Genomic DNA, 25,954 nt, shown 5'->3' with positions numbered 1-25,954 from the left:
ACCGCTAAGGGGGCATGCGAACCGGGATGGAAATAGCGACGAGCAGCACTACTTGCACCACCGTAGGGAGACTGCTGGTGGTTAGAACGGTGCACGTCCGCGGCCGCTGGGGAGCTTGCTCTGAATCGGCCTGCGGTGAACTGATTCGAATTGGGGTGGTCAGCACCGAACTGGCCGGCATCGGAAGCGGAATCCCAGCCTTGGTTGAACAAGTCGTCCCCCAACGGTTACACCACCCGCGATTGCGGATGCGCCCCAAGGCGCGCAAGAATCCGCAGTAACTCTACGGTCCAATCGCGAACAGCAGAGAAATCCACCACGGTATAAATGTCGGCGACCCGTTTGATCGCATCGACAGTTGTGGCGAGGTCCTGCAGCTGAGCATCTGACAACTGGGCGAGATCCCGGCTGAGATCGGCGGCCTCGGCTGGATAGAATCCACGGCTGCGCTCCAGATTGAGCCGACCATAGTGCAGCATCATCAGGGACATAAAAGCCCAGCCAATGAGCGCGGTCATCAAACCACGGGCAACGACCTCATCGTCTTTGGCTGCGGGCCACACCGACCATACTTCGGCGCGCCACGCGGAAATGAAGTCCTGAATTTCGCGGTCTTCCAACGCCGGCGTGGAGTTATCCTGAGGGAATCCCGCGATCACGCACGCCACGTCGAACGCTATGTCACGGAAACTCGCCCATTCGTAATCGAGGAAAACCACCTGGTTTGCCAACATAATGTTGTCTGGAGTGAGGTCGAAGGGCGTGAATGCTAGCAGGTCATTACGCGACTGACGATCCGCGGACTCCTCAGCAAAGGCAACTACCTCAGCAGGGATCACCACCTGATTCTCCCGAAGCAGCCCTAATCCTTGCCGGATTAGCTTGGCAATATCCACATCAGATTCAGCGATGAAACCGGAATCCATCCCGTGTTTTATACACTGGCGCTTCATCAAAGTTTCATAAGACGAATGCCCCCCAAACGTATTGGCGTGCATTTTGCCCAACCGTCGTCCCAGTTTACGCACCGCCACCAACCGTTCCTCAGGCTCATGAAGCGTGAGGATATCGGTGTAGTTCGGCCCGTCGCCGGCGTCAGAAAGAATAAGAATGCGTTGCTCGATGTCGTAAGCCAACAGCAAGGGACCCGGGCGGCAAGCCTCAGGAAGGGTATTCGTGTACTGGTAGGCTACCACTTCCCTGATGAGGCTAAGGTTGTTCATCGCGACGGAGTCGATTCCACCGGCGTTCGTGCTATCAGGCTCAGGTTGCCCGTCGACTACCCGTGCCGTGCCACCAGTGGCCGGAGGCAACTGTTTGATGACAACCGTGCGTTCGTGCAGGAAAGGGTTGGGCGTCACACGGCAACGGAGAACTAAAGCCGGGCCATCCCCTCCCAAATCCTCGGGCATAGAAAGCTCCGGGGTGCCACCAAAACGGGCCGCCAGCAGGTGGCGGGCCGCTTCCATGGTGGCTTCTACCGATTGCACGTGGGTTGTACCTTTCCTCGCGGGACCTGCTACTGAGGCTTGCTCTTTGGCTTGAAATCGATGCCGGATTCCTTCCGCTGAGCTGCAGAAATCTCGCCTGGGGCATCGGTAAGCGGATCCACACCACCACCGGACTTCGGGAAGGCAATCACATCGCGGATGGAGGAGAACCCACCCAGCAGGCTCACGATACGGTCCCATCCGAATGCGATACCGCCGTGTGGTGGGGCACCGAACGCGAAGGCATCCAGCAGGAAGCCGAACTTCTCCTGCGCCTCCTCCTCAGAGATGCCCATGACCTTGAATACACGCTCCTGGATATCGTGACGGTGGATACGAATAGAACCGCCCCCGATCTCATTGCCGTTACACACGATGTCGTAAGCGTAAGCTAGTGCGGAGCCGGGATCCGTATCGAATGTGTCCAGAAACTCCGGCTTTGGGGAAGTAAATGCGTGGTGCACTGCCGTCCACGCGCTATTGCCCAGCGCCACGTCACCGGATGCAGTGGCATCAGCTGCGGGCTCGAACAGAGGAGCATCCACAACCCACGTGAAGGCCCAGTCCCCTTCCTTGATCAAGCCCAACTTGTTTGCGATCTCACCGCGAGCTGCACCGAGCAGAGCGCGAGAAGACTTGGTCTCGCCGGCGGCGAAGAAGATGCAGTCGCCTGGCTTTGCGCCCACGTGATCGGCGACGCCCGCGCGCTCTTCTTCGGTGATGTTCTTGGCCACAGGGCCGGACAGCTCACCGTCCTCGCCCACTAGGATGTATGCCAAGCCCTTGGCGCCACGCTGCTTAGCCCACTCCTGCCAAGCATCCAGCTGACGGCGAGGCTGCCCAGCGCCACCTTCCATGACGACTGCGCCCACGTACTCATTCTGGAACACGCGGAACGTCGTGTCCTTGAAAAAGTCGGTGCACTCGGTGATCTGAATGTCGAAGCGCAGGTCCGGCTTATCGGAACCGTACAGGCGCATCGCATCGGCGTACGTCATGCGTGGAATCGGCGTGGAGATTTCGTAACCGATTTCTTTCCAAATGGCCACCAAGATTTCCTCGGCCAGGGCGATGACATCTTCCTGATCCACGAAGCTCATCTCAACGTCCAGCTGAGTGAACTCCGGCTGGCGGTCAGCACGGAAATCCTCGTCGCGGTAACAGCGGGCGATCTGGTAATAACGCTCCATACCCGCGACCATCAGTAGCTGCTTGAACAGCTGTGGAGACTGCGGCAGTGCATAAAACGTGCCCGGCTTTAGACGCGCGGGAACTAGGAAGTCACGGGCGCCCTCAGGGGTGGAGCGGGTCAGCGTAGGGGTTTCGATCTCCGTGAAATCGTGACGTGCTAGCACACTACGGGCTGCTGCATTGACCTTGGAGCGCAAGCGCAGCGCATCACCCTGGGTCTTGCGGCGCAGATCCAGGTAGCGGTACTTCAGGCGGGTTTCCTCGCCCACTTCACCAGCAGAAGAAGGATCGTCAATCTGGAATGGTAGAGCGGCCGAAGCGTTGAGAACCTCAAGAGCCGAAACGTTGACTTCGATGCCGCCCGATGGAAGATTGGGGTTTTCTGAGCCCTCAGGACGGGCCTCAACGATACCGGTGACCTTGATGCAGTATTCGCTGCGGAGATCATGCGCGCGCTCGGCTACTTCCGACTCGCGGAAGACTACTTGTGCGATGCCGGAGCGATCGCGCATGTCGATAAAGATCACGCCACCGTGATCACGACGGCGCCCCACCCAACCGGTAAGGGTAACTTCTTGGCCAATGTTTTCTGGACGAAGTTCGCCCGCAAGATGCGTCCGCAACACGTTTACAACGTTCCTTTTCCTCTAAGTGTGCAATCGACCCCTCAGCTTACCGCATGTGCTCTGTAGCCCTCTCTCCGGCCCAGTCTCATCCCCTCAACGCGGTGGGTGGGACCTAACTGGATGCGTGCACTTTCTTTACTACTGCCTCATCCCCTCAACGCGTTGGGTGGGACTCTCTCACAGCTGACAACCTTCCTGGCATTTTCCGGCCCAACCATTTGACCCTTGTTGCAGCGCCCGCTAATCCGCCCGGCACGGTGTGGAGGTTCACGATTTTTTCCGACGCCCCCCTCTCCCATCCCAGCAACGACCAGCATTGGGGACTGGGTACCCACCACCCCACGCACTAGCCCACGCCCAAGTTCGCACCCCTCGGGAAGCAAACGGGACTGGGGGCTGGGTACCCACCGCCCCACGCACTAACCCACGCCCTCATTCTCACAATGTGCAGCAGAACTCTGACAAAATGAATCATTTTTGTTGGACTTCTGCTGCACATTCGTGGTTCAGCGCGAGACTATTGGTACCTGAGTGTTCAGAAGAGGCCCCTATGCCCTTCCACCCTGCACATCCTGTCGTTCCTCCTTAATCCCTTCCACCCCGCACATCCTGTCGTTCCTCCTTAATCCCTTCCACCCTGCACATCCTGTCGTTCCTCTCTAATCCCTTCCACCCTGCCAAGCCCCCGCTCTTTTACAAGCAGCCTCGGGTGCGCCAATTCCAATCGACTCTTCGCAATGCGGCAAACCACTTCACCTGTGCAAAGCTGCAGGATTCCTACACCCTTAACAACCTCGCCCGCAGAGTTGAAAACCCATACCAAAACACCCATTTCACCTCCGCAGCGATCTCGCCTAGGGTGCAAGTAAAAGATGATCGCAGCGCCCCGCGCCGTATCGGTTTGCGATCATTTCCCTATAGGCTGCGCCTAGAAGATGACGCGGGAAATGCGGAAATGTGGCACGATTTAACGTGTGACTTTTAACAACAACCTTGGCGACTACAGCGACCGCGGAAGCTCTGCAGGTGGCGCTGGTTTTGGTGGCGGCATGCGTGGTGGCGGCGGCGGTGGTGGTCCACTGATGTGGATCCTCGGCAGCGTCATCGGCCGCAAGTTCGGCATCCCCGGCATTCTGATTTTCGGCGCCATCCTTTTCTTCATGAACGGTGGCTTGGGTATGTTCGGTGGAGGTGGCGGCCAACAAGCTAGTCAACAGGGTGGCTCGGGTTCCTTCGCTCACTGTAAAACCGCAGAAGATGCCAACAACAACGATGATTGTCGCATGCTAGCCACGGCGAAGTCCCTGGATAAATTCTGGAGCAAGGCCGCTCCAGCTGAAATCGGCCAAGACTACTCTCAGCCGGGTTTGAAGCTGGGCGATGGCCAGGTCAACACCGGTTGTGGCGCCGCGAATATGGCCCAAACGGGTCCGTTCTACTGTCCCTCCGATCAAACTGTGTACATCTCCACAAAGTTCTTCAGTGAGTTGAAGAAGCTCGGTGGTTCGGACGCACCGTTTTCCCAGGAGTACGTTGTAGCCCACGAGTTTGGCCACCACATTCAAAACATCGAGGGCAATTTGGGTCTTTCGGATTACAACCAGCCTGGTCCAGATTCCAATGCAGTAAAGATGGAACTACAAGCCGATTGCTACGCGGGTGTTTGGGCACAGAACGCGGACAAGGGGCCAGATGCAGTGCTGGATCCGATCACCCAAAACCAGGTTGATGAGGCCGTTCGTTCCGCACAATCCATCGGAGACGATCATATCCAGGAAAGCTCCGGTGGCGGCGTTCAGCCCGATAAGTGGACCCACGGATCTTCTAAGCAGCGCGTGGAATGGTTCATGCGGGGCTACCAAGGCGGCACGGTTGATAGCTGTCGCCAAAATTTCAAGCGCTAAACCGGAAAGAGGGCCGGCGGGTGATTTCTCACCGCCGCGCCCTTTTTCTATGCTTCTGGTGTTGCGCAGGGCCTAGTCTTCCAGGTGCGAACAGCAGATGACGGGCGCCGCAGCACCCATGCAACGAGCACTGGTTCCTCATGTCGCAACCACTACAGGGCGTAATCCGTAAAACGGAATCCGCCATGCGAGTACAACAAGCTCAAATCCAGCAAGCACAAATCACGCAAGCACAAACTTCTCTTGCAGGACCACTAACGCATGAACCTCATGGGTTTGACCCAGCCCAGCAGCGCACCGATACCGTACAGAGCTGCAAACAGTGCACCTGCGCCAGCCACGCCGGCCAGCAACTTTAGGAACCATCCCTTGGATGATGAAGGAGCTGCATCGGAGCCACTGGTCCCGTCAGAGCCTGGCTTCTCTGGGTTACCAGGCTCGACCGGTGGTTGTGGGTCTCCGGTCCCGGGCTTTCCGCCTGGAGCATTGAAACCGACCTTGATTGGGTCGTGATCGCTCGCGCGGAAGACGTCCGGGCTATAGAAATCTACCGCGTTGTAGTTGCGCCGGGAGTATTCGAAGCTCGTGGCTTCGTCACTGTTGATATCCCAAACGTCGGCTCCAGTGACGAGCTTCAATGCTGCGGCATTGGCCATCACGTGGTCCAGGGAACCCAGCCGACCACTGAATTGGTAAGACAAGCCCGCATCGAAGTTAGTATCCAGGTTAGTAAACCCGCTTTCCTCCAGAACGCGAATGGCATCCTCCTTCGCGTAGGCATTGAAGTCGCCCATCACGAATTGCGCCTTGTCCTGCCAATCCTCCTGCGTTCCCAACCACTCGTTGAGCTGCTTGGACATCTCTGTACGCAACCGGGCATTATTGCCCTGTCCATCGCCAGTGTCAGCATCGCCACGGGCCACCGAACCCTTGGACTTGTAGTGGTTCACTACAGCCACAAAGCTCTGACCCTCCTCGTCCGTCCGAAACTCCTGGGCCAGAGGCTGGCGCGCAATTCCGTTGAAGGCTTCGTGGTCCAGAACGCGGGATTCCCCTACCGGGGTCACCTTGTCGGGGTTGTAGATGAATGCGGTACGGATTACGTCCTCATCGTCTGGCAAGGTCTTGGGGCTGGGTACGAACTTCCAATTGCCACCAGCAGCATTCAGCGCGTCGACCAGTCGCTTCAACGATTCATCCCGATCGTGACCGAACTTCGCGGAGTTCTCGATCTCTTCCAAACCGAGTACGCTCACGTCCAGCTGGTTGATCGCCGCGACGATCTTCGCCTGCTGATCGTTGAATGCCTCCTGGTTGTAAGCTCCACGCACCTTGCACCCATTCGCCGTAACCGCCTTGCCATCACGGTCCTTGTACGCGCCACAACCTGCTTCATCCGCGCCCAGATCGGTAAAGTAGTTCAACACATTGAAGCTCGCGATGGACAGCTGGCCGCCAACTTCGCGGGGACCGTTCGCTTCTGCTGCCCGGGAGTCGTCCCACGCAATCGGCAGCTCTGCCCGCTTGGTATCACCAGTGACTTCGCCGGTGGGCTGCAAGCCCCACTTCTTGAAGTTGTAGCTCAGCACCACTGGGTTCTGGAAAGTCACCTTGTCACCGGTGCGCAAGGAACGAATGCCCTCTTGTGTGGATAAGTATGGCAAAGGCACGTCCTTGGCCGCATCGTTAAGGAAGTAATTACGCGTTGCGGCATCGTCGAGGGTGATCACCTGCTTGAGGTTGTTATCCTCATATTTCTGCGCATCTGCCCCGGGGGCCACCATCTGCGTTGCTTGGTACAGCGGCTTGTCTCCAGCCACTAAGTCCACACTGCCGAAGCTAGAGACCTCGTAGTTGTTGGTAACGGTGTATCCGCCTGTGGGCTTGAACAGCATGTGCTCGTTAGCTTCGCGCTGCGCCGGATCGGTTGGCACATTATCGCCGATGGGCTTCGGCTTTTCACCGCAGTCTACCGCTGGGTCAGTGGATTGTTTGGTCGACGCCGCCGTGATCTGCGTGGACGTGTTGAATTCGGACACGTTACCCGTGACAATGACACACTTATCGAGCTCACTGGGAGCGGTATTACCGGTGTATACGAACACGGCCTGAGAGGCCTCCCCTGCCTGTCGTGCCTTGCCTCCGGTGCCGCCCATTTGAATCACGAAACCCTTGAGGCCTCCCGTTGGGTAGGACGCTGTAACCCAACCCGCTGTGGTGACGGACTTGTCAACCAGGGGAGATTTTTCACCCGTGGACTGAATATCCGAAATGGGGGTGATCTTTTGCGGATTGGACTCTGAATCGTTGCCGGGATCCGTGCCGGGGTTCGTATCTGGATCCGTACCGGGATTCGACGAGTCGCCCGTCAGGGCATCTCCACCAGTGAACTGCGGGGTGGGATCACCAGCCAGGAAGTCCTGTGCATTGTCATCGGTATCGGCACCGGCCTGCTTGCGCGAAGCCGAAGTGGTGTTGGACAGCGTGCTGGCTGGAGTTCCTTCCGCCACAGTGGTGGCACCAAATCCGACGATGTCTACTGCGCTATCCCCCTGAGACCACTGTGCGGAGGTGTTGGTGAGGACCACGGTGCCCTTGGATCCGGACATGGTGAGCTGGTTGCTTTGGGCGTCGGAAGAAAAGGAAGTTGTGCCACCTGATCCCTTAGCACCTTGGATGAGGTAGTACCCTCCGGGAGCGATCTCACCGGCCAGAGTCACGGTAGTGCTGGCGGTGGTCCCCTTCGAGGACAGATAGTGCACGGCCCAGCCGTCAAGCGAAATGGCTTGAGAGGTGGGGTTGTACAGTTCGATGAAGTCGTGCGTGAGAGTGGCGCCAGTGTTACCACCGCCACCGTAGACCTCGTTGATGACAACGTTGTCACCGGTGGATGCAGCGCTTGCAACACCTGTTGATACTGACGCGCCGAATGCCCCAGGAACAACCAGCGTGCATAACGTCAAACCGGATACAGTGAGGGCCGAAAACAGCTTTCGCTGAGCAGAAAACAAGGAAATCAAGCCTTTCTTCAAGGTAAACCCCCGGAGCCGACCATCGCGGATGTCATTGGCGCCCCGGGGTGGGAATTAACGAGAGATTGAGTGAACGAGCCCCGACTAGCGGGCTTGTGGCAGAATTCGCTTCGGCAGCTTCACCCAGGATGGGATCATCCACTGTGGGATCATGCCGTTGTCATAAGCCCATGCCAGCAGACCTGCGCCTGCTAAGACGGACAGCAGACCACCGAAGAGGAACGCCCAGAAGCCACGTTGCTGCTCCTTGGAGGATCCAGCGGAATCGGAAGAGCCGGGCTGGTCGGAGGAGCCAGGTACGTTATCGCCTGGGGTTGGCCCGGCCGGGAGTGCGGCGCCGTTGACCGGCATCATCTGGTCGGTGCCATTGTCGGTTTTCACTCGCAGTGCCACCGCGTTGGCCGGAACCGTAACCTCGAGGGAGGCCTTACCGGTTTCGTTGTTGTCATTGGTGATGGTGTTGTCCACATCCCCACTCACGGCCGGGGCCCACTTAATCTGCTCGCCCTCCTCGTACGCGAAGGAAACCTTAACGGTCTTGGCCATTGGCTCACCCTGGGTGGTGTAGCTCAGGGACGATAGCTCAATCTTTACCTTCTGATCCGCCGTCAGCTCGGCTGGGTTGGCATCCACGAAGTGCACGCCCACGCTGGTCTGATCGGTACGTGCTGCCAAGTCCTTACTGGATGCGAGGTACTTGTTGAAGGCATCCACGTCGACTAGGCCCGTGTCCTTAATCTTGTTCGAGCCACCCTCATGGGTATCGAAGCCGGTGAAGCCATCGCCTTCGGCGAGCAGGAAGTTATTACCTGCAATGCGGTAAGTCTTGTTCTCGTCCAGGACCTTGCCATCAACCTTCACCGAGGTGATGCGAGAACCGATTGGAGCCGTAGGATCGTAGGTGTACTCCACGTTCTTGGACAGACCCAGTACCAAAACGGGGCGCTCGTCAGCTGCAGCGTTGCGCCACTGCTGCTCGAGGACCTTCTTAAACTGTGCGCCCGTGACATCCACGACACCCAGGGTGTTGTTGAAAGGCTGAACTGCGTATGCATCCGAGAAGGTAACCTCTCCAGACATCAAATCCTCGCGAACACCGCCGGCATTCATAATGCCGATATCGGCCTTGAAATCGGTGGACTTATTAACCGACTCCAAGGTGGCATCGGCGATCATCGAGTTCAACGTGGATTCCGTACCACGGTTGCTGCCCGAGTCCGCCCCAGCGTTCGACCCACGGAAGAAGGTGGTCCTAGTCGTCGCGACGACCTTCTGCCCCTCTTCCTTAGCAGCGGTGGCTGCGGCCTGCACGATCTTTTCGACTTCCGCATCCTTCTCACCGTTACAGGCCTTCACAACCTCATCGGAGGTGCGGTTGGTGGTCTTTACGCTGACCACGCGCTTTTCTTTCTTGTCGAAAACAACATCGATGTCGCCAATCAGCATGCCGTAGTTCGCAGGCTGTACCACAGGTGGCTGGCCTTCGAGATTTCGGTTTTGGTGGGTATGGCCAGCGTTGACGGCATCGACATCCTTGCTGAATCCCTCGGAGGTGACACCTTCGTGAACCAGTCCGATGACCACGTCGGCCTGTCCTTGCTGCTTCAAACGGGCGGCCTCAGCGTTCACGGCCTCGATGGGCTTAGAAAAGGTGATTCCGGGGATACCGGCAGGGCTTACCAGCTGATTCGTCGTATCGGTGATGGCGCCAATGTAGGCGATTTTCACACCGTCCTTTTCAACGATGCGGCTAGGTGCAACCTGCACACCTTTCATATTTGCCGCCAAGTATGGGAACTTGGCCAGCTTGCTGCCGTCAACGCCCACGCGACCGTTAAGGTCATCCCAACCCTTGTCCAGCTCGTGGTTACCAACTGCCGAAGCTTCCAACCCCATGGCATTGAGAACCTCCACGGTTGGCTTGTCTTTTAAAATGGAGGACTCAAAAGGAGAACCACCGATGTTGTCACCAGCCGAAACAAAGCTGGTGTTCGGGTTAGCCTGGCGCTCCTTATCCAAGAAGCACGCCAATGCGCCAGCACCGATTTCGGTCACTGCGCCACTCTTGGACGTCTTCTGCTGGATGTGACCGTGGAAGTCGGTCACGCCCAGGATGTTCAGGCTTACTTGGTCGACCTCCGCTGCATATGCGGGAACAGACAGCGAAGTGAAGGCGACACTTGGGGTAACAACAAGCGCCAGCGCGGCACGCGAGAGCTTTCGCGACATAGGTAGGGCTCCTCTTCAGAGTATTGAAACGACAAGAGGAGCTAACCACCCGTTAGCTCCTCTTCGCTCGGTGACGATTCACGCGGTCTTGCGCCTTTGCCCTCGTGTCAGAAAGATTTAGCCCTGCGTTTACTTGGCTCGCCCCCGTTTTGGGGTCAAACTAAACCTATTTCAATGCAGTCGCCAGTTCGGCGACCACCGAATCGACCGCCGTATCGCGCTGCTCGTGTGCAGCTAGGTCTTTCAGTGCTACCGTTCCTGCTTCCAGCTCTGCATCACCCATCACGAGGGCGAATTTGGCGCCTGCGCGATCGGCGCCCTTCATCGCACCCTTGAGCCCCCGATCTCCATAGGACATATCGGCGCTGAGCCCCGCAGCCCGCAGCTCGTCAATCAACCGAGCCATCCTGGCCTTGGCAGCACTTCCCAGGGCCACGCCATAAACATCCACCCGTCGCCCCTCGGATGCCTGCGTGCCCTCTGCCTGCAACGCCAGCAAGGTGCGGTCTACACCCAACCCAAAACCGATGCCCGAGAGGTCTTGTCCGCCCAGCTGAGCCATCAAACCGTCATAACGGCCACCGCCACCGATACCGGACTGCGCGCCCAATCCATCGTGAACGAACTCGAAACAGGTTTTGGTGTAGTAGTCCAACCCGCGCACCATACGGGGGTTGATAACGTACTGCACGCCAAGATCGTCCAGCATTCCAGTCACGGTCTCAAAGTGCTCGCGAGAACTAGCACTCAGGTGGTCGAGCATCAGCGGAGCATCGGCCAGCATCTCCTGCATTTCCGGGCGCTTGTCGTCCAATACGCGCAGTGGATTGAGTTCCGCGCGCCGAGTCGTTTCCTCGTCCAAGGGCAGATTGCGCAGGTATTCTTGCAACTTGGCTCGGTATGCAGGGCGATCGGAATTATCGCCCAAGGAGGTCAGTTCCAAGCGCTGGCCGGTGAGCCCGACGCTGCGGTAGCAACGATCGGCCAGGGCAATCACCTCGGCATCGAGGTAAGGATCATCAACCCCCACGGCCTCCACGCCGACTTGCTGCAACTGGCGATAGCGGCCTGCTTGGGGCCGTTCATAACGGAAAAAGGGGCCCGCGTAGACCAGCTTGACGGGCAATTGTCCGCGATCCAAGTTGTTTTCAATGACTGAACGAATAACCCCAGCGGTCCCCTCCGGGCGCAAGGTCACACTGCGGCCGCCGCGGTCTGCGAACGTATACATTTCCTTGCTCACCACGTCGGTTGATTCACCGACGCCCCGGGCAAACAGATTCGTGTCTTCAAAGATAGGCAGCTCGATGTGTTCGTAACCGGCTTGGCGGGCGGCATTCGTAAACGCCTCGCGGATCGCTAGGAACTCATGCGAGTTCGGCGGGAAATACTCTTGCACGCCCTTGGGCGCGCTTAATGCCTGTAATTTTTTCTTCGCTGCGCTGTCATTCACAAGTACAAAGTTTAACCATTGCCTTTTGACGCGCAGGGTGCAGGTAGTACTAACGAACCGCCTGCAGGTACCCGTTGGTGCGCTTTTCTTCACCAATGGTCGTAGCTTGGCCATGGCCGGTAACAACGACATCGTTGTCGTCGAACTCATGGGTGAGTTTTTTGAGGGACAACACCATATCCTCCGGCGAGCTACCCGGCAGATCAGTTCGGCCCACCCCGCCCCGGAAGAGGACGTCACCGCCGATGATGAATCCCGGCACGCGGAACATCACGTGGCCTGGAGAGTGCCCCGGCATGTGGTGGATATCAAATTGCACTCCCGCGATGTCGATGCTGTCTTCCGTCAACTCGCGCAGGTCGGCAACCGGTTTCATGGTGGCGACATCAAAAATTTGGGCAAAGGGGGAAGCTGATTGATCCATTTCCAAGAATGGACGGTCTAACGGGTGGACATAAACAGGTGCATTAAAGTCCGCAGCATCGCGGATGTGATCAATGTGACCATGCGTGAGGACAACTTTTTCCACGTGGAAGTTCAGTTCACGGCCCAAGCTGGTGACCGTATCGAAAGCGCCCAGGCCAGGATCAATGACCACGGCCGGTGCGGGAGCGGATGTGTCGTACCCCGATGTAGAAGCAGAGGAGCTGGATCCCGTGGCGGCGTCGGTAATAGAAGAACCCGCAGGGGTGCCGGCAGCAACAGAGCGATTGATGAGAACATAGCAATTAGTCTGGAAAGGACCTGCCGAAAACGTGAGGATGTCCACCGATGGTGAAACGGCATCCACAGAGACGGGCGCGCTGGGGCTGGTCGAGGGATTAAACAAGTCAGTCATGTATCCAACCTTAGCGAGCTGAGTGTTTTGGGTGCGTTACCTTAGGCACATTGGCAGCGCTAAGGCATAATGGCCTATTGATAGTTGCAAGCTGGATGGCGCGAAAACTTTGCCGTCGTAACCGTTGTAGAAAGGTCGCTAATTAGCGTGTCCCAGAAGAACCTCGACCGCGATATGCCCAATAAGGGACGGCGCGATGAAGCTCTCAACGAGCTGGAAAAAACCCTTCGATCCCGCGAACGGCGCGCTAAGGCTGCGCCACTGGGCGTGATTTTCGCTACCCTAGCTGTATTGGTTTTGCTGGTCGGCGGTATTTACATGGCTGTTACGTGGAACAGCGACGAGAAATCGACTGAAGCGGCTGACCAGACCTCCTCCGAACAGCAAACGCCCGAGGCCGCGGCAATGCCGGACAAGCCGCTGGAGCCTTACGGCCAGACGGTGAAATGTGAGTACAAGAAGGACGGGAAGGCTGCAAAGCCCGTGTCCGCGCCAAACGGTGATGGAATTGCAACCACCGGTACGCAGAAAGTCATCATCAAGACCAACGAGGGCGATATACCCCTCGAGGTTGATGCGGCGCAGTCCCCTTGTACCGTGAATTCCTTCGTTCACCTAGTGGAAGCGAAGTTCTTCGACAACACCGTATGCCACCGTTCGGTGAAATCCGATGGACTGACAATCTTGCAGTGTGGTGACCCCACTGCAAAGGGCAACGGTGGCCCTGGCTACCGATTTGCCAACGAGTTCCCCGAGAACGCCTTCGTGAAGAAGGGTGAAAAGGTGGATCCGATGAACCCACCAGAGGGTCTGCAAAAACCAGTGAAGTACCCACGCGGCTCCCTAGCTATGGCCAACACCGGTCAGCCAGAAACCAATGGTTCCCAGTTCTTCCTGGTGGATCAGGATTCCACCCTGCCTCCGACCTACAACATGTTCGGCAAGATCACTGACGAGGGCCTAAAGACCTTGGACAAGATATTGGAGAAGGCACCGCAAGACGATGGCAAGCCAAAGGACGAGGTGCGCATCACCTCGGCCACCAAGGCTTAATTATAAGGAGCAGCCCGCCCGGGGGCTGCTCCTCTTTTCTTTAACCACCCGTGGTCACGCGATAGACGTCAAAGACACCCTCAACGTTGCGCAACTGGTTCATGGTGTAGCCCAGCTGCTTGGTATCCGAAACCTCGAAGGTGAAGCGGATATTCGCCACCCGATCGTCCGCGGTGTGCGAACTGGTCGCCACGATGGGCACTTTCTGGTCAGAGATCACGCGGGTGACCTCCGAGAGTAAACCGTTGCGGTCCAACCCTTCAATTTGAATTGTCACCAAGAACACCGCGTTGTTAAACGAGCTGGCCCACTGCACCTCCACCAAACGCGCTGGTTCCGCGTGCAGCTTCGGAGCATTCGTACAGTCCGTACGGTGAACAGATACTCCCCCGCCTTTGGTGATGAAGCCGAACACTTCGTCCCCCGGCACCGGAGTGCAGCATTTCGCCAACTTCGCCGAAAAATCTGCCTGGCCCTGCACGAGGATTCCCGATCCATCGCCGCGGCCCTCTTGCGGAGTATTCGCGATTCTGGAAACTGCTGGGGTTCGCCGAAGCAGTTCGTCCTCGGCCTCTTCGGGGCTTCCGAAAGTCTCGATGAGTAGCTTGACCACGTGGTCGGCGCCCACTTCAGAACGCCCGATCGCGGCGTATAGCGCATCAACATCGCTGTAACCCAGCTGCGAGGCAATGGCCCGCATGGAATCTGCGGTAAACAACCGATGCAGTGGCAGGCCGCCGCGCTGAACTTCGGCCGCCAGCATATCGCGGCCTTTCTCCGTCGCTTCCTCACGGCGCTCTTTGGCAAACCACGCGCGGATTTTGTTCTTGGCCCGTGGGGATACAACGATGTCCAGCCAATCTCGATTGGGGCCGGCGGATTGGTCCTTCGAGGTGAAAATCTCGACCTTATCGCCGGTCTTGAGCTTGGATTCCAGCGCGACCAGCTTGCCGTTGACCTTGGCACCGATGCACCGGTGCCCCACTTCGGTGTGCACCGCGTACGCAAAGTCCAGCGGGGTAGCCTCCGCCGGCAGAGTCACGGCATCACCCTTCGGCGTGAACACGAAGATCTGATTAGTCGATAGATCGTAACGTAGGTTGTCAAGGAACTCATTCGGATCAGCGGCTTCTTTTTGCCAATCCAGAAGCTGGCGCATCCAGGCCATCTGGTCGACTTCACCACTATCGCCCTTGTGGCTACCCTTGGTTTCCTTGTACCGCCAGTGCGCCGCGATACCGAACTCGGCCTTGTGATGCATTTCGTGTGTACGAATCTGCACCTCCAGTGGCTTGGCTTTGGGCCCGACCACGGTGGTGTGCAGCGATTGATACACCCCAAAGCGTGGCGCGGAGATGTAGTCCTTAAACCGGCCTGGCATCGGGTGGTATAAGGTGTGGATCGCGCCCACGGCGCCATAGCAATCGCGCACGGAATCAACCAAGATACGGATGCCTACGAGGTCGAAAATCTCATCAAAATCTCGCCCTCGCACGATCATCTTCTGATAGATCGACCAGTAGTGTTTAGGCCGTCCCACCACGGTGGCCTGAATACCGGAACGTCGCAACGCTTCCTCGATCTCGCGCTTCACATCCGCGATGTACGAATTTCGCTTGGGCGCGCGATCAGCGACCATCCGCACGATCTCGTCGTATTTCTTCGGATACAAAATGGCGAAGGATAGATCCTCCAGCTCCCACTTCACGGTCGCCATTCCCAGTCGGTGTGCCAGCGGGGCGATCACTTCGAGGGTTTGCCGGGCTTTCTTGGCCTGCTTTTCCGGTGGCAAAAAGCGCATGGTTCGCATGTTGTGCAACCGGTCAGCGACCTTAATCACCAGCACCCGGGGATCGTTGGCGATTGCTACAATCATCTTGCGAATGGTTTCGGCTTCCGCTGCGGACCCCAGCACCATCTTGTCTAACTTGGTTACTCCGTCGACCAGCCGAGCAACTTCCGCGCCAAAATCGGCCGTCAATTCATCGAGGGTATAGTCCGTGTCCTCGACAGTATCGTGCAACAGCGCAGCCACCAGGGTGGTCGTATCCATGCCGATCTCCGCAGCAATCGTGGCTACTGCCAGCGGATGGGTAATGTATGGTTCCCCCGATTTACGCGTCACGCCTCGGTGTAAACGTTCGGCGACCTCATAGGCCCGCCCCAGCGCGTCCACGTCGGCTTTCGGATGATACTTGCGGTGAATCGCCACAAGTGGTCCCAGCACGGGGTTCACGCGGGTGCGGCCACCGCCGGTCAGGCTGCGCGCTATTCGCGCTGCCATCCATAACGATCCCTTTTCGTTACTCATGACTGCTCACCGTTGCACCACTGGCTGTTTCTTTTGGTTCGACGCCCAGCTGCGCCAGCGACCGCGAATCTCCTTGGGCGACGACGTATAGAGGCAGATCGCGCAGCTTGTCGCGACCGTGCAAGCCTTCAACCTCAAGGACAACGGCTAGGCCCACGACGTGAGCACCAGCCTTCTCCAGGAGTTCTTGGGAAGCTCGTAGTGTGCCACCGGTGGCCAACACATCGTCGATGAGGATGATGCGTTTGCCGTCGAGGGGAATGCCGCTAGCCGGGATCTCCAACGTGGCACTGCCATATTCCAAGTCGTAGTTCACTTGGTGGACCGGAGGCGGCAGCTTTCCCCCCTTGCGCACGGCCAGCACTCCCACACCTAATTCGTGCGCAACAGCGCTACCGAGCAGGAAGCCACGGGCATCTAGTCCACCTATCAGATCCGCGCCTGCATCTCGGCACGCATCGGCCAAATCGTGCACCAGCACGCGGTAGCAATCGGGGTCGGCCAAAACGGGTGTGAGATCCTCAAACACAATGCCGGGTTTGGGGAAATCTGGGACTATGCGCGTGAATTTCTCCAGCGCCTCCTTAGCCGTCTTGGGCTGCGCGGTGGGTGGAGTAACGGGATTATGCACGGACTAAAACCTCTTGCGCGTCGGTCGTCAAAGATTCGATGGTGCTGCCCCGCACACGAGGCAACACTACGTGTCGCTTACTTTAGCGAACACGTGAGGATTAACTACCTTTTCCGGGGTTAGAGGTACCGCTCGCACCCGATTGGTTGGGATTGTTCGAGGGGGTTTTGGCATCCGGATCTGCAGCAGCGGGCGCATCATCAGGAACCGGCGTAATACGGGTGATCCACCGGTCCATGTTCCAGCTGACCCCCCCATCTGCCCCATTGTCCATGACGTTGTGCAAGTGGCCCTCAAACGCAATCGTGCGGGCTTCGGTCACCAATGGAATCGAGTAGCTGGCGGCCTGCAGCTTCTTTTCCTCTCGCTGGATTTCTGTCAGGCGCCCGGAAACACCGTGGGCCACCGCCGCATTGCGCCCAAAAGTGGTGCGGGTATCCAACAACACGTCGTAATCAACTCCCAATACCCCGTAATCACTTATGCCGCGGGGCACTGGCTCCACATTCACACCGGCAGCGCCACACGTCTGTTTAATCTTGTCCACGATGACTTTGTACCGGGACGTGGTTTCTAGGTATCCGATACGGATCGTCTGGCCTGTCAACGCTGCCACTTTATCCGGCGCGAAAACGGTATTCTCTTGGGATGTGCGGGTCAGTTGGCTGGAAAGTGGGTGCGATGGCCCAATCACGCGCAAACCAGCTGGTTTCACGCGCGCACCAGAGTGTTTAGTCACGGCATCAGCCAAGCCACGCTGATCGATGCAGTAGTTGAGGGCGCTTCGGGCTTCGGGGGTGCCCAGTGGGCCCAGATCGGAAATACGCAAAGTGTCCACCCGGGAAGACTGCACACGCGTGACGCGCCAGTCCGGCTCCTTCAATCCCAGCTCTTCAAGATTCTTACCCGCGTCAATATCTGCAACCTTTAGTTGGTTGTGCTCCCGGAGCGTGGCTAGGTCTGCCCGCCGTGGCCACACATGGATCGGCTCCTCGACGGGTTTTACACCCGACCACCCAGGGTTGGCGGTCAATTCGAGGTGCCCATCTTCCCCGCGGGATGCGATCTTGTACGGACCCGACGTGGGCACGCTTGTCGGATCGGTTTTGCTGAGCAAAAAAGTCTCTTGCCACTGCTTCCCCATTTCGGTAAGCATTGCCTCGTCGCCCGATCGCAGTGCTTGGGCTGCATCGGGCAGCTTCGCGCGCTCGGCAACCGTATGCATGGGCAGCACGCTGCCCGCGCTAAACAGTTCCCTGTACCGCTCGCCGAATCCCGGCTTGAAATTCACTACGAACCGTTTGGATCCGGGCTGGCAGTCCAGGCTCTGAACCTGCGAGAATAATGGCATATCCGAGCCGAATAAGTCCGGACGCTTGGAGGCCTCATACGTCAACAGGAAGTCATCGCACACCACCGGTTTCCCGTCGGAATACTCGGCTTGGCTGTTGATCTGGTAGTTGATGACCGCTTGGTTACGTTTGCTGGGAAAGGCCTTCACAATGTCCGGATTTGGCAACAATTGCTCATCGGGACCTTCAATGAAAGCTCCTGGATACAGTCGGGCGCTGATTTTGCCGGCGTCCGTGGCTACACCCAACGCGGTGCCGGCGTTCGTCGTAACCAGTTCTTGTGGCAACGCGTACCCGAATTGCTCTTCGGGAGCAGCGCTATCGCCGGGGCCTCGATCACCGGCGCAGGAAGCCACCGCAACCGTGATCGCCGCCGCCCCCGCGGTCGCCGCGATTTTCTTGCCAACCGAGCCTTTCACAAACACCTTCCTACCTTGTCGCCCACCGCGAGCAGCGAACCAGATCCACGATCACTGAGTTCTCCGTGCTACATTCCCGGGCGCCACGTTTGCCCGGCTGCACCGGTCTCTGGCCCGTCATGGCGGGCTGAATCGTGCGTTGCTTCCCTACCTGTGCCTTCGGCCTGGTCATTTTTTGCTGGCTTAGTCACCCGGCTGGCATTACTGGGGAACTGAACCTTGCGACCACCATTTTTACTCGACGCCCCGCTGGAACCCACCGCCGAATTCAATGGGTTGCCATTATCAGCACCGACTTCGGTTGATGCACCGCGCCCGGTGGAGTCGGCTGCACGCGCGCGGTTAATCGCGTCCTCGCTTGCAGAATCAAAGTCGCCCCCGCGGTCCCCATCTGTATCGGGACTTGCGCTGTGCTGGATGTTGGCACTGTGCTGGGTGTCGGCGGTTCGCTGCGCCGCTGTCCCGCCGGCGTTGCGATCCAGGCCGGCCACATCGGAAGCGCTCGTAGCGCCAACTGCGGCGACACCTGCCATCTCAACAGCTTGGTCGTTTTTACCTTCACCACCTTCGCGAGCCTTGCGAACGCGTTCGTTGTGCTCCCGGTACTTACGCTGACGGGACTTAATCGTGGCCAACAGTGGAGCCGCGAAGAAGATGGAGTTAAACGTACCGACAATCACACCAATGAACTGCACCAGCGCCAAGTCCTTGAGCGTTCCTACGCCCATCAAACCTACCGCCACCACCAGCAACGACACGATAGGCACTGCCGAGAAGATGGAGGTGTTGATCGAGCGCATAATGGTCTGATTCAACGCCAGGTTGGCTTGTTCATCGAACGTAGAGCGGGTGGACCCAAACAGGCCCGAAGTGTTCTCGCGAATCTTGTCGAACACCACCACCACGTCGTAGAGGGAGAATGCCAAGATCGTGAGCAAACCAATCACCGTTGCTGGCGAGACCTCGAAACCAATGAGGGCATACAGGCCGGCCACCACGGCGAGATCCAGCAAGATTGTGACGATGGCAGCCAGGGCCATGTCCCGTTCCAAGCGGATAGTGATGTAGGTAAAGACGATCAGCAAGAATACGCCCAGCGACAACAGCATGCGCTGCGTGATGGATTTACCCCACGATTCGGAGACCGTGGAATCCGTCACTGCGTTCTCGCTGACCTCGCCCGCGGCATTCTTAGGATGGAACTTCTCAAATAGAGCGGAACGAACCTGACGAATCTGATCTTCACTCAGGCGCTCAGAGGTCACCTCGATGACGCGCGAATCGCCACTACCCACAGTCTGGGCGGACTGAGGGGCAATGCCAATGGCATCCTTAAACGTCTCTTCCACCTGTGACTGCGTGACGTTTTGCGCCGGTGGCATGGCAATCCTTGTGCCTCCCTGGAAGTCAATGCCCAGTGTGAACCCACGAATCAGGATCGCACCGATGGCTACAACCAGCATCGCGGCCATGAGGGAGTACAACTTGCGGCGGTTCGGAATAATCCGGAACCCGCCCATGCCGTTATACATCTTGCCGAAGAATCCCATGGAAGAATCCTTGTCGCCCTCATCGTCGCGCTGAGACTTATTGGCCTCTGCCGCACGGAATGCCGATCCCAGGCCATTGAGCCGCGGTGCTGCAAACGCGGGGCGTCGAGATGCCAAAATAACCAGTGGAGCAGAGACCAAGAAAGCAATCAGAAGGTCGAAGATAGTGGTCAGGCCAAGGGTGAAGGCGAAGCCCTTGACCTCGCCAATGGCCAGGAAGTACAACACGAGCGCTCCGAACAAGCTCACGGCCTTACCCGTGACGATCGTGCGACGGGCGCGCTGCCATGCGCGTGGAACGGACGAGCGGAACGTAGACCCATCGCGGATTTCGTCCTTGATGCGTTCGAAGTAGATAACGAACGAATCGGCCGTGGTGCCCAAACCAATGATTAGACCAGCGATACCTGCGAGGTCCAAGCTGTAGCCAATCCAGCGACCCAGCAACACGATCAGGCCATAGACCAGAGCGAACGCGGCCAACAGGGAGACAATCGCAATGACGCCCAAACCGCGGTAGTAGACCAGGGCGTAGATTGCGATGAGCGCCAAACCGACAGCGCCGGCGATCAGACCGGCCTTCAGGGAGGCCTCACCCAGAGTTGGGGAAATCGTGGTGGTTGTACCGCCGGGCTCACCATTTTCACCCACAAAGCTGATGGGCAAAGCGCCGTAGCGCAGGTTATTGGCGATGTCCTGAGCTTCCTTCTCGCTGAACTCACCAGTAATCTGCGAGGTATTGCCCGGAGGGGTTGGCTCCTGGATCACCGGAGCGGAAATCACCTTCGAGTCCAGGGTGATGGCGACTTGCTGCTGCAGCATCTGTTGCCCAAATTTGAACCAAGTCTCGCCACCGGGGGTCTGCTTACCGGTCTTGAACTTAAAGGAGATGGACATCTGGGCGGTCTGTGGGTTGAGACCACCTGTGATGGGGGCGTTCCCGTCGATCATTGCGCCAGTGAGGAACTTGGCATCGGGGCCTGGCTTCGAGCCCTCCAGTAGCGGCGCAGGGCCCAGCACTTGAACCTGACCTTCGTTATCGCAGGTCACAAAGGGCTTCGACGGGTCATCGGCACCGGCCAACTTATCGCTGCCCTCACACGTCAAGAGGGCACGAGCAGCCTCCTGCTTATTAGCCTTGTCTGACTGGCGGTCTTCCAGCAATACCTTGACCATCTTGTCACGGTTTTTCTGCTGCTCCACACTTGTTTTGCCTTCAGCGGGGGCCTTGGCGGTGACCTTTAAGTCCTTCGGCGCATCTGGCACCTTTTGTTGCTTGAGGAACTTCATGAGGTCGTCCAGCTTTTGCTGGCCGACCTCGGGCGTGATCGCCCCGACCTCTACCCAGCGGTTCGCCATTGCCTCGACTTCTTTAAACACACCCTTGTCTGGCTGTGCGGGCTGCTGCACCACCGGGCGGAAAACAAGCTGTGACGTCTTGCCCAACGCACGGGCTTCCTCCACGTTTTCACCAGGAACGGTGATCACGAGGTTACTGCCGTCCGCACGTACTTCCGCGCCGGAAACACCCATGCCGTTGACGCGGTCGCTGAGGATACGGCGTGCTTGGTCCAGCTGCTCCGAACTGGGCTTGGCACCCTGCGGGACAAGGGTGATGCGGGTGCCACCCTGCAAGTCGATGCCCAACTTGGGCGAGAGCGACTTGCTGCCGGTGAAGAAAATCAAGCCAAAAACAATGACGAGGATAAGGGCGAAGAGCGCTAGTGCTCGCTTCGGCCATGCAAACGAGTTGTTTTTGGCAGCTCGTGTGGAGCGTTTCGTGGCCACAGTAAAGACTCCTGGGCGTATATCGGGAACTACTGACGTGAAATGAATACGGACTGCCTGCGCCGGATGAGAAAAGCGTGCGTTAACCGCACTCTACAAGCAGATCGAATCGTAACCTGATGATTCTAACCCTTGAGGGGCGATTACGTAAGAACCGCGCGGTGGGGAGTCTGGGAAACTCTCCATAAACCGCGCGGTCAAACACTTTAGCGACGATCCTCGGGCGAACCCTTCGGGTTGTCGTCCGTGGACGGGCCGTCGACCTCGTGCTGATCAACCGGGCTGGAAGTGCTGGGGTTGCTCTGCTGCAACGCATCCCCTTGCACCGAACCGGTATCGACGGAATCAACTGGGTTGAGCACCGCGGTGCGGTCCCAGGTGGTTACCACGCTAGGAGCGATTTCTAGGTCGATCGTCTTTTCACCCACGTTGTGAATGCGCCCCTGTAGTCCGGAGGTCATACGCACCACCATGCCGGGGCGCAGTTGTTCTTGGAAGGCGCGAATCTCCTTGAGCCTTTGGTTTTGCTTCCGCATTTGGAATAACGGGAGTGCAATGAAAACCAGTAGGACAAGAATAAGAATGAGAGGATCCATACCTGCCAGTGTGCCATATCCTTGCGGTGACCTAATTACCGCACCCCACCGTTCTTAACCACCGCTTTCGCTGAAGCTAACGCTTGCGTAGCCATGCGGGCGCCGCTACCGGCACAGCGAATAATTACAGACCAATAGTGCCCTCTGGAGGTTCCAGCCCCACGTGTCTCCATGCCATGGCCGTAGCCACTCTTCCGCGTGGCGTACGCGCTAGCATGCCGGCTCGCACTAGGTAAGGCTCGCACACTTCTTCTACGGTGGAGGGTTCTTCACCCACGGCTATCGCTAGTGTATTGACGCCCACAGGCCCTCCGCCATGGCCTCTCACGAGGGCATCGAGCACTGCGCGGTCGAGGCGGTCCAAACCGGATTCGTCCACGTCAAACACCAGTAGCGCTGCTTTAGCCACTTCCAAGTTGACCTTGCCGTCCGCATTCACATCAGCGAAATCGCGGACTCGACGCAGCAAACGGTTCGCAATACGCGGGGTGCCACGCGAACGCGAAGCGATTTCCCAGGCAGCATCGTGACTGATGTGCACACCCAGAATTCCTGCAGCGCGAGTGACCACGCGTGTGAGGTCCTCCACGTCGTAAAACTCCATTTGGGCGGTGAAACCAAAGCGATCCCGCAATGGACCTGTCAGCATACCGGCGCGCGTAGTAGCACCGACCAACGTAAACGGGGCAACTTCAATGGGAATGGAAGTGGCTCCCGGCCCCTTTCCGACGATCACATCAATGCGAAAGTCCTCCATTGCCATGTACAGCATTTCTTCCGCTGGCCTGGCAATACGGTGGATCTCGTCAATGAACAGGACATCGCCTTCCATCAAGTTGGATAGCATCGCGGCGAGATCACCCGCCCGTTCCAGCGCCGGGCCACTGGTCATACGCAGTGACGTTCCCAGCTCCTGGGCAATAATCATGGCCATAGTGGTTTTACCCAAGCCCGGCGGCCCGGCCAACAACACGTGATCCGGAACTACTCCACGCGCACGAGCGCCACCCAAAACCAGATCAAGCTGAGTGCGGACCTTCGGCTGGCCGATAAACTCACCCAGAGATTTGGGGCGCAGCGAGCTTTCTACATCGGAATCCCCCGGCACCTGTCCACCGCTGAGGTCCGGGTTGATTCCGCCACCTGCGTTAGCGCCACTGAACTCGAAAGCACCCGAGGGTAACTCGAATTCAGTTTTTTCCACGTCACTCATGTTTGCCTACCTTACCTCTGCCCGCGGACACTCTTCGTCACTACGCATAGCCACTCCCATAAGACTGTGTCGAAGTGACAGAGCCTCGTGGCCATCTCCCGTCGGACCGCCACGCGCCTATTTACTACCACCGAGGTGCGACAGCGCCGCTCGGAGTAAGCTCGAAGCTTCCAAAAGCCCCGCACCCTCAGTCCGAGATGCGACCTGCGAGACAGTAGATGCCGCCTTTGCTTCCGTGAAGCCGAGGCCCACCAGAGCTTCTTCCACCTGTGCTCGCACGGAATCACTTAACTCCTGTGGAGAACCGTTCGTGGCAGCGCTAGGCGTCGATAGATCAGAAGACAACGCACCCAGCTTGCCCTTGAGGTCTACGACCATGCGTTCGGCCAGCCGTTTTCCCACACCTGGGGCGCGTTGCAGTGTTTTAGCATCGCCATCGGCCACCGCAGCGGCTAATTCAGCGGGAGTGAGAACACTCATAATCGCCAAAGCAACCCGGGCGCCCACCCCGGAAACCTTTTGTAGGGCCACGAAGGTTTGGCGCTGGTCGGAATCGGTGAACGCATACAACATCTGTGCGTCCTCGCGAACCACCAAGGTGGTGAGGACGAAGGCTTCGGAACCACGCTCCAGCGATCCGACAATCGCTGGGGTGGTGTGGCAGTGATACCCAACGCCACCACATTCCACTACGACGTAATCGAGACCTTTATCAATAACGATTCCACGCAACGAGGCAATCATGAATGTCCTTTCTCAAGGGATTTTAACGAGGAGTACCGACTACCCATAGCGGGTTCACGCAACGAGATATACATGGAACCACTCATGACTGTCCTTTTACGATATGGTTCAACGGTGCGCGCCAACAATGGCAGACGGCGAGGGCAAGCGCATCGGCAGCATCGGCGGGCTTAGGCGGCTCACCAAGACCAAGAATGCGAGTTACCATCGTGGTCATTTGCGGTTTATCGGCCCGCCCGTTGCCTGTGATCGCCTTCTTCACCTCACTGGGGGTGTACATGTGCACATCCAGCCCGCGTTTGGCTGCCGCGAGCATCAATACACCGGAGGCGTGAGCAGTATTCATCACCGTCGACACATTCGATCGTTCGAAAACCCGCTCCAGAGCCACTACGTCCGGGCGATATTCGTCCATCCATTCTTCCACCGCATTCGACAAGCGCAATAAGCGAGAGGTGAGGCTATCGGTGGCGGGCGTGCGGACTACCCCCACGGCTATTGGCAGTACAGAACGCCCGCGACCTGCTTGGACGACAGACAGCCCGCACCGCGTCAAACCTGGGTCAATCCCCATCACTCGCAGGCCGGCCAGGTTGCGGGTTCGTTGGCCGACGCCACGCGCCACCCCTCCCTCACCCATCCCTGCAAGCGCGCGGGAATCGACTCCTGGGCGCGCATGGGGGGCAGGATGTGATGGCGATTTATTCATAGCGCTCACTAATTTAGCACACGTGTTCCAAAAATGGAGTGTGCTGTGCGCGGTCAGTGAAATCCTATCCACCTCGGGGGGCGCACCTTCTCATCACCCCCACCCGACCTCCGGCCCCCAGCTACGGTTGCCGGCTACAGTTGCCAACTACGGCCCCCAGCTACGGTTGCCAACTCCAACCCCGGCTACAGTTGCCAACTTCGGCCACCAGCTACAGTTGCCAACTCCAGCCACCAGCTACAGTTGCCAACACTGGCCACCAGCTACGGTTGCCGACATCCTGCTACCGCGCCGTTACTTCGGACTTCAACCGAACCTACGGTATGTTTTCATACATGACACCAAAGAAGCTCTACTCCACCCTAGCGGTAGCCGAAACCATCACTTGGGCGCTGCTTATCGGGGGAATGATCCTGAAATACACGGACGTTACCCCACTTGGAGTGCGCATAGCCGGGGGAATCCACGGCTTTGTGTTCCTCACCTACTGCGTTGCCACTGTGCTGCTTTGGATCAATAATCGCTGGAGCTTCGGCCGAGGAATTCTAGGCTTACTGTCCTCCGTGATCCCCTTTGCCACCATTCCATTCGAAAAGCAGGCAGATAAAGCAGGTGTGCTCAACGGCGCGTGGCGGTTCACCGCTGATGCGCTCGATCCCCACGAACGCCCCAGTAACGTGGCTGAACACGGACTGGCCTTTGCGGTAAGCAAACCAATTGTGACCTTAATCGTCGTACTGATCGCCGTGGCTCTGTTGTTCAGCGGCCTGCTGGCGCTGGGATCTCCACTGGAGTGGTTTAAAAACTAATCCGGGTTCACTTGAA

General features: G+C 57.9%; 16 protein-coding genes and 2 pseudogenes. 3 read left to right on the top strand and 15 right to left on the bottom strand.

Annotation, left to right across the window (positions count from 1 at the left end):
* Window positions 1-227: 227 nt before the first annotated feature.
* Window positions 228-1,490, bottom strand: coding sequence for a phosphotransferase family protein (locus tag HMPREF3098_RS05450; protein ID WP_070434288.1), 1,263 nt, complete (start codon window positions 1,488-1,490; stop codon window positions 228-230).
* Between the two features lie 29 nt (window positions 1,491-1,519).
* The gene (gene aspS, locus HMPREF3098_RS05445; protein ID WP_070434287.1) at window positions 1,520-3,307 is read right to left on the bottom strand and encodes an aspartate--tRNA ligase; all 1,788 of its coding nucleotides are present in this window, start codon (window positions 3,305-3,307) and stop codon (window positions 1,520-1,522) included.
* A gap of 974 nt (window positions 3,308-4,281) precedes the next feature.
* Here aspS and HMPREF3098_RS05435 point away from each other — a divergent pair.
* Complete coding sequence (locus HMPREF3098_RS05435) at window positions 4,282-5,211, top strand: KPN_02809 family neutral zinc metallopeptidase (protein ID WP_070434285.1); 930 nt, start codon at window positions 4,282-4,284, stop codon at window positions 5,209-5,211.
* Window positions 5,212-5,465: 254 nt separating this feature from the next.
* On the opposite strand, the gene HMPREF3098_RS05430 is transcribed toward HMPREF3098_RS05435, so the two are convergent.
* The 4 genes from HMPREF3098_RS05430 to HMPREF3098_RS05415 all read right to left on the bottom strand — a co-directional run bounded on the left by HMPREF3098_RS05430 (window position 5,466) and on the right by HMPREF3098_RS05415 (window position 12,763).
* On the bottom strand, window positions 5,466-8,222 hold the full coding sequence (locus tag HMPREF3098_RS05430) for an ExeM/NucH family extracellular endonuclease (RefSeq protein WP_083284161.1): 2,757 nt from the start codon (window positions 8,220-8,222) through the stop codon (window positions 5,466-5,468).
* A gap of 105 nt (window positions 8,223-8,327) precedes the next feature.
* Window positions 8,328-10,472, bottom strand: a complete 2,145-nt coding sequence (locus tag HMPREF3098_RS05425; protein ID WP_070434284.1) for a bifunctional metallophosphatase/5'-nucleotidase — start codon at window positions 10,470-10,472, stop codon at window positions 8,328-8,330.
* A 166-nt stretch (window positions 10,473-10,638) separates the two neighbouring features.
* Entirely contained in the window at window positions 10,639-11,925 is a 1,287-nt protein-coding gene (gene hisS, locus HMPREF3098_RS05420; protein ID WP_070434283.1) for a histidine--tRNA ligase, read from the bottom strand.
* A 49-nt stretch (window positions 11,926-11,974) separates the two neighbouring features.
* Window positions 11,975-12,763, bottom strand: a complete 789-nt coding sequence (locus HMPREF3098_RS05415; RefSeq protein ID WP_070434282.1) for an MBL fold metallo-hydrolase — start codon at window positions 12,761-12,763, stop codon at window positions 11,975-11,977.
* Between the two features lie 147 nt (window positions 12,764-12,910).
* On the opposite strand from HMPREF3098_RS05415, the gene HMPREF3098_RS05410 reads away from it, so the two are divergent.
* On the top strand, window positions 12,911-13,816 hold the full coding sequence (locus HMPREF3098_RS05410) for a peptidylprolyl isomerase (RefSeq protein ID WP_235700633.1): 906 nt from the start codon (window positions 12,911-12,913) through the stop codon (window positions 13,814-13,816).
* Between the two features lie 40 nt (window positions 13,817-13,856).
* On the opposite strand, the gene HMPREF3098_RS05405 is transcribed toward HMPREF3098_RS05410, so the two are convergent.
* From HMPREF3098_RS05405 to ruvC, 9 genes and pseudogenes are all read right to left on the bottom strand, one after another.
* Window positions 13,857-16,127 carry a RelA/SpoT family protein gene (locus HMPREF3098_RS05405; protein WP_070434281.1) on the bottom strand — a complete coding sequence of 757 codons (2,271 nt, stop codon included), beginning with the start codon at window positions 16,125-16,127 and terminating at the stop codon, window positions 13,857-13,859.
* The gene (locus HMPREF3098_RS05400; RefSeq protein ID WP_070434280.1) at window positions 16,120-16,758 is read right to left on the bottom strand and encodes an adenine phosphoribosyltransferase; all 639 of its coding nucleotides are present in this window, start codon (window positions 16,756-16,758) and stop codon (window positions 16,120-16,122) included. The genes HMPREF3098_RS05405 and HMPREF3098_RS05400 overlap by 8 nt, the downstream gene beginning before the upstream one ends.
* 100 nt (window positions 16,759-16,858) lie before the next feature.
* Window positions 16,859-18,529, bottom strand: a complete 1,671-nt coding sequence (locus tag HMPREF3098_RS05395; protein ID WP_070434324.1) for an ABC transporter substrate-binding protein — start codon at window positions 18,527-18,529, stop codon at window positions 16,859-16,861.
* A 68-nt stretch (window positions 18,530-18,597) separates the two neighbouring features.
* Window positions 18,598-20,028, bottom strand: a pseudogene (secF, locus tag HMPREF3098_RS11845) (protein translocase subunit SecF); the annotation flags it as partial.
* 69 nt (window positions 20,029-20,097) lie between these two features.
* Window positions 20,098-21,867: pseudogene (gene secD, locus HMPREF3098_RS11840) on the bottom strand (protein translocase subunit SecD); the annotation flags it as partial.
* A gap of 206 nt (window positions 21,868-22,073) precedes the next feature.
* The gene (gene yajC / locus HMPREF3098_RS05385; RefSeq protein WP_070434279.1) at window positions 22,074-22,463 is read right to left on the bottom strand and encodes a preprotein translocase subunit YajC; all 390 of its coding nucleotides are present in this window, start codon (window positions 22,461-22,463) and stop codon (window positions 22,074-22,076) included.
* A 124-nt stretch (window positions 22,464-22,587) separates the two neighbouring features.
* Complete coding sequence (gene ruvB, locus HMPREF3098_RS05380) at window positions 22,588-23,676, bottom strand: Holliday junction branch migration DNA helicase RuvB (protein WP_070434278.1); 1,089 nt, start codon at window positions 23,674-23,676, stop codon at window positions 22,588-22,590.
* Between the two features lie 117 nt (window positions 23,677-23,793).
* Entirely contained in the window at window positions 23,794-24,420 is a 627-nt protein-coding gene (gene ruvA, locus HMPREF3098_RS05375; protein ID WP_070434277.1) for a Holliday junction branch migration protein RuvA, read from the bottom strand.
* Window positions 24,421-24,502: 82 nt separating this feature from the next.
* Entirely contained in the window at window positions 24,503-25,060 is a 558-nt protein-coding gene (gene ruvC, locus HMPREF3098_RS05370; RefSeq protein ID WP_070434276.1) for a crossover junction endodeoxyribonuclease RuvC, read from the bottom strand.
* Between the two features lie 404 nt (window positions 25,061-25,464).
* Between ruvC and HMPREF3098_RS05365 the strand changes: the two genes are divergently transcribed.
* Entirely contained in the window at window positions 25,465-25,938 is a 474-nt protein-coding gene (locus tag HMPREF3098_RS05365; protein ID WP_070434275.1) for a DUF3817 domain-containing protein, read from the top strand.
* Window positions 25,939-25,954: the final 16 nt, after the last annotated feature.

It is taken from the genome of Corynebacterium sp. HMSC28B08 (assembly GCF_001806865.1).
GTDB classification, from domain to species: Bacteria; Actinomycetota; Actinomycetes; order Mycobacteriales; family Mycobacteriaceae; genus Corynebacterium; species Corynebacterium auriscanis.
This window is presented reverse-complemented; position numbering and strand designations above follow the sequence as displayed.

Bases quoted from the DNA above. Each gene is read 5' to 3' on its own strand.
- ruvA (WP_070434277.1), bottom strand. From the start codon at position 24,420: ATGATTGCCTCGTTGCGTGGAATCGTTATTGATAAAGGTCTCGATTAC.
- HMPREF3098_RS05405 (WP_070434281.1), bottom strand. From the start codon at position 16,127: ATGAGTAACGAAAAGGGATCGTTATGGATGGCAGCGCGAATAGCGCGC.
- ruvC (WP_070434276.1), bottom strand. From the start codon at position 25,060: ATGGGTGAGGGAGGGGTGGCGCGTGGCGTCGGCCAACGAACCCGCAAC.
- HMPREF3098_RS05425 (WP_070434284.1), bottom strand. From the start codon at position 10,472: ATGTCGCGAAAGCTCTCGCGTGCCGCGCTGGCGCTTGTTGTTACCCCA.
- yajC (WP_070434279.1), bottom strand. From the start codon at position 22,463: ATGGATCCTCTCATTCTTATTCTTGTCCTACTGGTTTTCATTGCACTC.
- HMPREF3098_RS05415 (WP_070434282.1), bottom strand. From the start codon at position 12,763: ATGACTGACTTGTTTAATCCCTCGACCAGCCCCAGCGCGCCCGTCTCT.
- HMPREF3098_RS05365 (WP_070434275.1), top strand. From the start codon at position 25,465: ATGACACCAAAGAAGCTCTACTCCACCCTAGCGGTAGCCGAAACCATC.
- ruvB (WP_070434278.1), bottom strand. From the start codon at position 23,676: ATGAGTGACGTGGAAAAAACTGAATTCGAGTTACCCTCGGGTGCTTTC.